Here is a 6,510-nt window from a genome sequence, read left to right on the forward strand (position 1 = left end):
ACAGCATGGACGCCGGAAACCCCCAAAGGACCGGGGTGGAGCGGGCTGGGCGTGGAACACGCCCGACACGGCCCGGTCTGACGCGGGGTTGCGCGTGAGGCAGACCGAACGGGATTAGGGGATTGTCAGTCGAAGGGATGGACCAGAGGACAGAGGAGCGCGGGGAGCCCATGCCAGATCCTGTCACCTTGCCAATCAAGGCTGCCTGACCCAAGCCCAGCACAATACACTGTGCGGCAAAGACTATGAATCAGCCAACACTCGTCACCTGCACCCTGCCTACGGGAGTTGCGGCGTCATGCCACGACGAGTATCGATACCGGATCATTCAGGACACGCGGCTCCGCGCGGCTGATGATGGTCTCGACGCGCGGTCGCTCACAGCGCTGAAGAAAATGCAGAAGGCCGTCTCCAGGGCGATCTCCACCCATGAAGAACCCCAAAAAGCAGAAACCCGTACCAAGGTGGAAGCTGTGGCGAGAGAAATGGGCTACTCCCTGGCTGAACTGGTCGGGAGTGATAGCAAGCCCAAGCGCATCTCAGTCGCACCGACATACCAACAATTGAGAACTCGGCGTCACCTGGTCCGGTCGTGGGCGTAAACCGCAGTGGTTCGTTGATGCGCTGGACACTGGCACAACCGCCGATGATCTGGAAGTCTGCTGAAAGATTACCAACCTTGCGGCTAAAAGACCCGAGGCTGCGCGTTCCCCGAACGGGTCACTCGAGCCTGGCGCTGTGAAGTGCTCCGGCTTTTTCGGACAGGTTGGCGGCTCAGCTAAGATGCATCCGGGTTAGGTTTCATGCCGCTTGGTTCATCTGTATCGCGCTAAAATATGTGTCGTTGGGTGTCCGCTTTTCAAGCGCGGTGTGGGGCCGCTCAGCGTTGTACAACTGAACGACTACCGGCTGATGCCGGTAGGATCGGCGATATGCTTTTCCAGGTACTGAACGATGTCTTCAGTGATGGCACCGTTGGTAGTTGAAAAGTACCCTCTGCCCCAAAACCGGCAGCCCCAGTAGCGCTTGCGGAGCGCTGGAAACTCGCGCTGCACCTTGAAAGACGAGCGGCCCTTCATCTTGCGCACCAGGTCGGAAATCGCGAGCTTCGGCGGCACCGACACGAACATGTGCACGTGGTCGCTCGACAGCACTTCGCGCAAGATGTCGACACCGTTCTCGCGGCAGACCTGACGGCAAATATCGCGCACGCGCAGCCGCAGATCCCCGACCAGGACCTTGTAGCGATACTTCGTCGACCAGACGATGTGGTAACTGTGATAGAAAACGCAGTGCTTACCGGTGTCATATTGCATGATCATACCCTCTGAAAAATGAGCCTCCGACCCAGCTGCGGCTCATTTTTCAGAGGGTATGATCATAAGACGATTCTTTCACGCTGAAGCGGGTCCGACTGGAAGTCGGAGGGTTTGCTCCAGTGCGTGGATACTAAACGCCAGAACACCCACGTTACCGATCAGCACAAGGCTCTTTATCGATGGCACCCCTGGTTTGGGCGATCGGTTTAAGTGCATGAGGTGATCAATAAGGTCGGCGCTGCAGTGTTTCGGTGCAGTCTCACAGGCCGCCTGTCAACGACGGAGTAAGAACCGGCCACGTGGCGGCGCAAAACCAGACCAGTGGCGGGGCGCCAAGCGCCATGGCGCTCAACCTTGTCATCGCCGCCGTCATCTACTGGAATACCGTCTACATAGATAAAGCCGCCGACCTCCTGCGCCGCACCGGTCAACTGGCTGACCCGGGCCTGCTCAAACACGTCTCACCGCTCGGATGGGCGCATATCAGCCTTACGGGCGACTATGTCCGGGTTTCGGGGGCCGCAGAGCGGTCAATTGCTCGACCATTGAACCTCGGGTCCGTAAGAAACAGAGCGTCATGAACCAAGCGAGATGATGTTCGCCAAAAGTTCCTCCTTGGAGTATTCTCACGCACAAACCATGCGATGACGCCTCTACGCCGCACCGTCGCGGCGAAGATCGCCGCAACTTGATCCAATGAGGCATGTTTCTCCAATCCCCCGTCATCGAAATGATCGGGGTTGTACTGATGCCATGTCTATCCACCGCTTTCTGCCGGCGAGAAGGAACCAATCCATTTCTCGCTGGTCGTGAACGCCTCGCATCTCTTGTCGAGCGCCCGGTAGCTCTCGCGCAAATCGGCCATGAAACGGTCGCGATCAGCCGCCGACTGCCATCTGTCGATCGTGACGTAGCGCGCAGGGTTGTCGTGGTCGCTCAGGAGATCGGTTCCCTCGTAGCCTGCGCCCTTGGCGAAAAGCCTCACCCAGTCACCGCCAGTTCCGTAGGCCCGCTCGAACGCGGGCCGTTGGTTTTCGGGGACTTCGAATTCCCAGATGATCACCTGCATTTACGACTTCCCGTGACGATCAGATGGCCCACCCGCCACTCGAATCAACATGAGTACAGTGGTTGCGCTCATGCCGGCAAAGAGCCCGATCCAGATCCCCGTGACCCCCATTTCGCGGACCTCGCACAGCCACAGTCCGACGGGTACTCCTATGATCCAGTAGCCCGCAAGCGTAAAGGCCATCGGTGCGCGAGTGTCCTTCCGCCCGCGCAGAAGGCCGGCAGCCACGGCGCCGGGGTTCACGATGAAATGCACCGTGCCGAGCGAGAGGAGCAGCCCGGCCGCAAGTCCGGCGGCTGCGCGGCCCGCGGACGTCATGTCGAAGAAGCCGTCGGCAAGAGGTGGCGCGAGAGATGAAATCAACAGGAAAAGGAAGGCACCGGCCCCGAGCGAGAGAGCAAACGACGCCTGCGTGACCGAACGGCGGAGTGCCGGGTCGCTAGCAGCTTCGGCGCGCGCCATCCGGACCATCGCCGCCTGAAGAAGCGCGGTTGGAACGGCATAGGCCAATCCTGCCACGCGCAGTGTCAAGGTATGTGCCGCGACATCCGCGGCTCCGAGCCTTGCCGCGTAAAGCGTGGCGGCAAGGAAGACGCCAAGTTCGGTGACCATGGCGATCCCGATCGGAAGGCCGACGCGAAGCACGGGCCACACGTCGTGCCAGCCGATCGCGGGGGCACGGCGTGCTGCCGCCGGTAACGGCGCCGTGCGGCGAGCAATCACGATCAGGGCGGTGAGCGTCGCCAGCGCCACGACAAAGGACGAGATGCCCGCCCCGGTCGGGCCGACGGCAGGGATCGGCCCCCATCCCATCATGAAGATAAGGTTTCCGAGCGCGTTGAGCGGCAGCATCGCCGCCGTCACCTTGAGGAACACCCGGGGCCGCTCCGCAGCGGTCAGCAGAGTGCGGTAGAGCATGATACCCAGCATCGGAACGAGCGTCAGCGCCATGGCCCGGGTGTAGCCGCGCCCCTCGGCTAGGAGTTCCGGATCAAGGCCGAGCCGGCCGAGCCAGCCAGGCGCCGTCCACACGATGGGAACGACGATCGCCACCAGCAGGGCTGCCACGGCCTGCCCTGTCCTCTCGAGCCGGGCCCGGCCTGCGGCGTCGGCCTTCACCACCGCGGCGGTGTAGAAGGGCGCGAGGCCGCCGATCGTTCCGGCACCGAGATAGAAGAGGATGGAGTAGAAGTCACTGCCGATGGCGACGGCGGCCAGCGCTTCGGACCCGAAGGCAGCGGAGACCATGAGTGTATCGGTCACGCTCATGCCCATGTTGACGAGCGCGATCAGCATGATCGGTATGGCCAGACGCACCAGCGCGCGAGCCTCTCCGGCAAGCGGGCCGGGTTGCGTGCGAAGTGTGGGTCCAGGATTTTCGGAAACGGACATTTGGACTCTCCAGGCAAGGTCGGAGCAACGGCGGCTGCCGGGCTCTCGTGCTGGAATGTCCTTATTGGGGTTGCGATTTTCGGGTCAGTGCCAAGTGTGCCGCGTCCGGTCCATTCCTGCCATCGGGGGCCGATGCCGGCTTGTCGCGCGCAAATTCCGGTATCTGGAATCGTCGTCGATAGGCGCCCGGTGCCATGCCGGTCGTCCGCTTGAACAGCCGTCGGAAAAAGGCAGGGTCCTCGTACCCGACACGCCAGCTGATCTCCTCAACCGAGTCCTCGGTGCGTTCAAGTCGGCGCTTGGCATCCTCGATTCTCAGGCGCTGGACGTAGGCGATCGGGGTCAGTCCGGTGGCCGCAGCAAACCGGCGCTTGAAGGTGCGCTCGGCGAGCCGCGAACGGCGGATCATCTCATCGACCGGACTGCCGACCGAGAAACTCTTCTGGAGCCAGGATTGCGCCCCAGCGATCTCGGCATCGCCGTGGTCGGTCGGGGCCTCGAAGATCATGTAGGGTGCAAGTCCATCCTGGTGCCATTGCAGTGCGAAGCTGCGCGCCACGTCCTGCGCTACGGTCGCGCCGACATGATGGGCGATCAGATAAAGCACCAGGTCGTGCCAAGTGTTCGACGCGCCGGAGCTCACGAGTTCCTCATGGCGTCCTGAAATTACGAGCACCCGCTCGGGATGGATGATGACCCCGGGGTATAACCCGGAGAAGATCCGGGCATATCCGAAATGCACGGTCGCATCTCGACCGTCGAAAAGCCCCGTTTCCGCCAGTAGGAACACGCCGGAACAGGCGGAGCAGATGCGCGCACCGCTCGCGTGCATCCGCGTTACCCAGTCCGTCAGCTTCGGATAGCGGCCAAGCTGCCAGCCCGAGGACGACAGCAGGATCGACGGGACTATGACGATCTCGCATTCCGCGATCTCGTCCACGCCAGCCTGGACCTCGACCGGTACACCGCTTGCAAGCATCAACGGGCCAGCGCTTTCGCCCACGATCCGGACATCGAAGGAGCGCTGGCCGGGTCTGGTCAGGCCCATCATCGCTGCGCCATTCAGCACGTCGTAGAGTCCCGCGAGCGTCGAGATGACGGCGTCCGGCAGGGCGACTATGGAAACCCGAAGCGGCTCAGCACCCGATCCTGACATTGGTGAGATTCCAGCGAATGAGAGTGTCCGCGGCTGCCATTTGGCAGAAACCGACCGTTCCCGGGCGCGCGCGGCTCTGTCGTTGAGCTTATCCCAAATGCATTCTCGGCACCATTCCCAACTCAACAATGGAAAGAAAAATGCTGGACATTCAATCTATCGACGCAGAACGGCTCGAAATCTTCGTCGGAAAGGCAATGAGTGACCTCACCGCTGGCTACACCGGCGTCATGGTCAGCCTCGGCGCCAAGCTCGGCCTCTACCGGACCATGGCCGGTGCCGGTCCTCTTTCGTCCAAGGAAGTCGCCAAGCGGGCAGAGTGCGCCGAGCGCTATGTGCGGGAGTGGCTCAACGCCCAGGCGGCAGGCGGCTACCTAGCCTACCACGCTGCGAGCGACACTTACGAACTGCTGCCCGAGCAAGCCGCCGTTCTCGCCGACGGGGACAGCCCCTACTACATCCCCGTCGCCTGGAATGTGCCCGCCTCGCTGTGGGCCGACGAGGAGAAGGCGATCATGGCGATCCGCGACGGCAGCGGTGTCCCGTGGGGAGAGCACGACCGGCGCATGTCCTGCGGGTCGGCGGGTTTCTTCCGCAATGGCTACAAGGCGAACCTGGTGGCAAACTGGCTGCCCACGCTCGATGGTGTGGTGGACCGGCTTTCGCAAGGGATCGTGGTCGCGGATGTTGGCTGCGGTCACGGGCATTCCACCCGGCTCATGGCCAAGGCGTTCCCGAAATCGCGTTTCTATGGGTTCGACACCCATGCCGCATCAATCGCCGAGGCGCGCGAATATGCCGATGTGGCAGGCGTCCTGGATCGGACGCACTTCTCGCTTTCCAATGCCACGACATATCCCGACCACCAGTACGACCTGATCTGCTTCTTCGACGTGCTGCACGATCTGGGCGATCCGGTGGCCGCGGCACGCCATGCCGCAAAGGTCCTGGCGCCCGGAGGCATGGTGATGCTGGTGGAGCCGTTCGCGCACGACCATACGGCCGACAACCTCACAGCGACGGGGCAGCTCTACTACTCGGCCTCCACCGTGATCTGCTGTGCGCATGCGATTTCCGAAGGCGGCACCATGGTCCTCGGCGCGCAGGCCGGCGAGGCACGGCTGGCTGACGTGTTCCGCAAGGCGGGCTTCACGCATTTCCGCCGCGCGGCAGAGACGCCCTTCAACATGATCTTCGAAGCGCGGCGCTGACACGCTTCATGTCGGGTGGCCTGGGCGAGAGGTCCAGGCCATCCTAGTCGTCCACCATTGGAGCCTGAGAATAATGCTCACTTCCCGTCTGTCCTGCGCAGCATCCGGCTTTTTCGCAGCGTTGATCCTGTCGAGTTGTCTTCTCCTCTTGTTCGGCCAGGGAGATCAGACGATGTCGATCGCCTTTAACGCTGGCCTCGTCGTCGCGGGCATTCCGATCCTCGCCGCCACGCGCTTCTCGAAGATCAGCCCGGCGCGCCGTCGGCGGAGGTCAATGTCGACAGAGCACCTTGGCGCTCACATGAGGCGCGACATCGGGCTCGACAACCTGTAGAGTTCCGGCCTGTCTGCGGCAGCAGGCGG

8 protein-coding genes and 1 pseudogene are annotated in these 6,510 nt (G+C 62.4%); 5 read left to right on the forward strand and 4 right to left on the reverse strand.

Annotated elements, in window-relative coordinates:
- Positions 1-245: 245 nt before the first annotated feature.
- Together SULPSESMR1_RS23915 and SULPSESMR1_RS25685 are read left to right on the forward strand one after the other, a co-directional pair.
- Complete coding sequence (locus SULPSESMR1_RS23915) at positions 246-602, forward strand: hypothetical protein (RefSeq protein WP_250161498.1); 357 nt, start codon at positions 246-248, stop codon at positions 600-602.
- A gap of 10 nt (positions 603-612) precedes the next feature.
- Positions 613-666, forward strand: a pseudogene (locus SULPSESMR1_RS25685) (hypothetical protein); the annotation flags it as partial.
- Between the two features lie 236 nt (positions 667-902).
- On the opposite strand, the gene tnpA reads toward SULPSESMR1_RS25685, so the two are convergent.
- The gene (tnpA, locus tag SULPSESMR1_RS23920) at positions 903-1,316 is read right to left on the reverse strand and encodes an IS200/IS605 family transposase (protein WP_089423553.1); all 414 of its coding nucleotides are present in this window, start codon (positions 1,314-1,316) and stop codon (positions 903-905) included.
- Positions 1,317-1,618: 302 nt separating this feature from the next.
- Here tnpA and SULPSESMR1_RS25775 point away from each other — a divergent pair, with 302 nt between their 5' ends.
- Complete coding sequence (locus SULPSESMR1_RS25775; RefSeq protein ID WP_275888344.1) at positions 1,619-1,900, forward strand: Tn3 family transposase; 282 nt, start codon at positions 1,619-1,621, stop codon at positions 1,898-1,900.
- Between the two features lie 176 nt (positions 1,901-2,076).
- Here the strand turns inward: SULPSESMR1_RS25775 and SULPSESMR1_RS23930 are convergent, their stop codons facing one another.
- From SULPSESMR1_RS23930 to SULPSESMR1_RS23940, 3 genes are all read right to left on the reverse strand, one after another.
- On the reverse strand, positions 2,077-2,388 hold the full coding sequence (locus SULPSESMR1_RS23930; protein WP_089423545.1) for an antibiotic biosynthesis monooxygenase family protein: 312 nt from the start codon (positions 2,386-2,388) through the stop codon (positions 2,077-2,079).
- Positions 2,389-3,780: an MATE family efflux transporter gene (locus SULPSESMR1_RS23935; protein ID WP_089423546.1), complete on the reverse strand. Its 1,392-nt coding sequence runs from the start codon at positions 3,778-3,780 to the stop codon at positions 2,389-2,391.
- A 61-nt stretch (positions 3,781-3,841) separates the two neighbouring features.
- Positions 3,842-4,936, reverse strand: a complete 1,095-nt coding sequence (locus SULPSESMR1_RS23940) for a GlxA family transcriptional regulator (protein WP_089423547.1) — start codon at positions 4,934-4,936, stop codon at positions 3,842-3,844.
- A 140-nt stretch (positions 4,937-5,076) separates the two neighbouring features.
- On the opposite strand from SULPSESMR1_RS23940, the gene SULPSESMR1_RS23945 reads away from it, so the two are divergent.
- Positions 5,077-6,147, forward strand: a complete 1,071-nt coding sequence (locus SULPSESMR1_RS23945) for a class I SAM-dependent methyltransferase (protein ID WP_089423548.1) — start codon at positions 5,077-5,079, stop codon at positions 6,145-6,147.
- A 172-nt stretch (positions 6,148-6,319) separates the two neighbouring features.
- Positions 6,320-6,481 (forward strand): hypothetical protein, encoded by a 162-nt coding sequence (locus SULPSESMR1_RS25145; RefSeq protein ID WP_157729120.1) that lies wholly within the window; start codon positions 6,320-6,322, stop codon positions 6,479-6,481.
- Positions 6,482-6,510 lie beyond the last annotated feature (29 nt).

The sequence above is a fragment of the Pseudosulfitobacter pseudonitzschiae genome, assembly GCF_002222635.1.
Taxonomy (GTDB): domain Bacteria; phylum Pseudomonadota; class Alphaproteobacteria; order Rhodobacterales; family Rhodobacteraceae; genus Pseudosulfitobacter; species Pseudosulfitobacter pseudonitzschiae_A.

What these genes read in the sequence shown, in the direction of transcription:
- SULPSESMR1_RS23915 (WP_250161498.1), top strand. Translation starts at nt 246, where the DNA reads ATGAATCAGCCAACACTCGTCACCTGCACCCTGCCTACGGGAGTTGCG.
- tnpA (WP_089423553.1), bottom strand. Translation starts at nt 1,316, where the DNA reads ATGCAATATGACACCGGTAAGCACTGCGTTTTCTATCACAGTTACCAC.
- SULPSESMR1_RS23930 (WP_089423545.1), bottom strand. Translation starts at nt 2,388, where the DNA reads ATGCAGGTGATCATCTGGGAATTCGAAGTCCCCGAAAACCAACGGCCC.
- SULPSESMR1_RS23935 (WP_089423546.1), bottom strand. Translation starts at nt 3,780, where the DNA reads ATGTCCGTTTCCGAAAATCCTGGACCCACACTTCGCACGCAACCCGGC.
- SULPSESMR1_RS23940 (WP_089423547.1), bottom strand. Translation starts at nt 4,936, where the DNA reads ATGTCAGGATCGGGTGCTGAGCCGCTTCGGGTTTCCATAGTCGCCCTG.
- SULPSESMR1_RS23945 (WP_089423548.1), top strand. Translation starts at nt 5,077, where the DNA reads ATGCTGGACATTCAATCTATCGACGCAGAACGGCTCGAAATCTTCGTC.
- SULPSESMR1_RS25145 (WP_157729120.1), top strand. Translation starts at nt 6,320, where the DNA reads ATGTCGATCGCCTTTAACGCTGGCCTCGTCGTCGCGGGCATTCCGATC.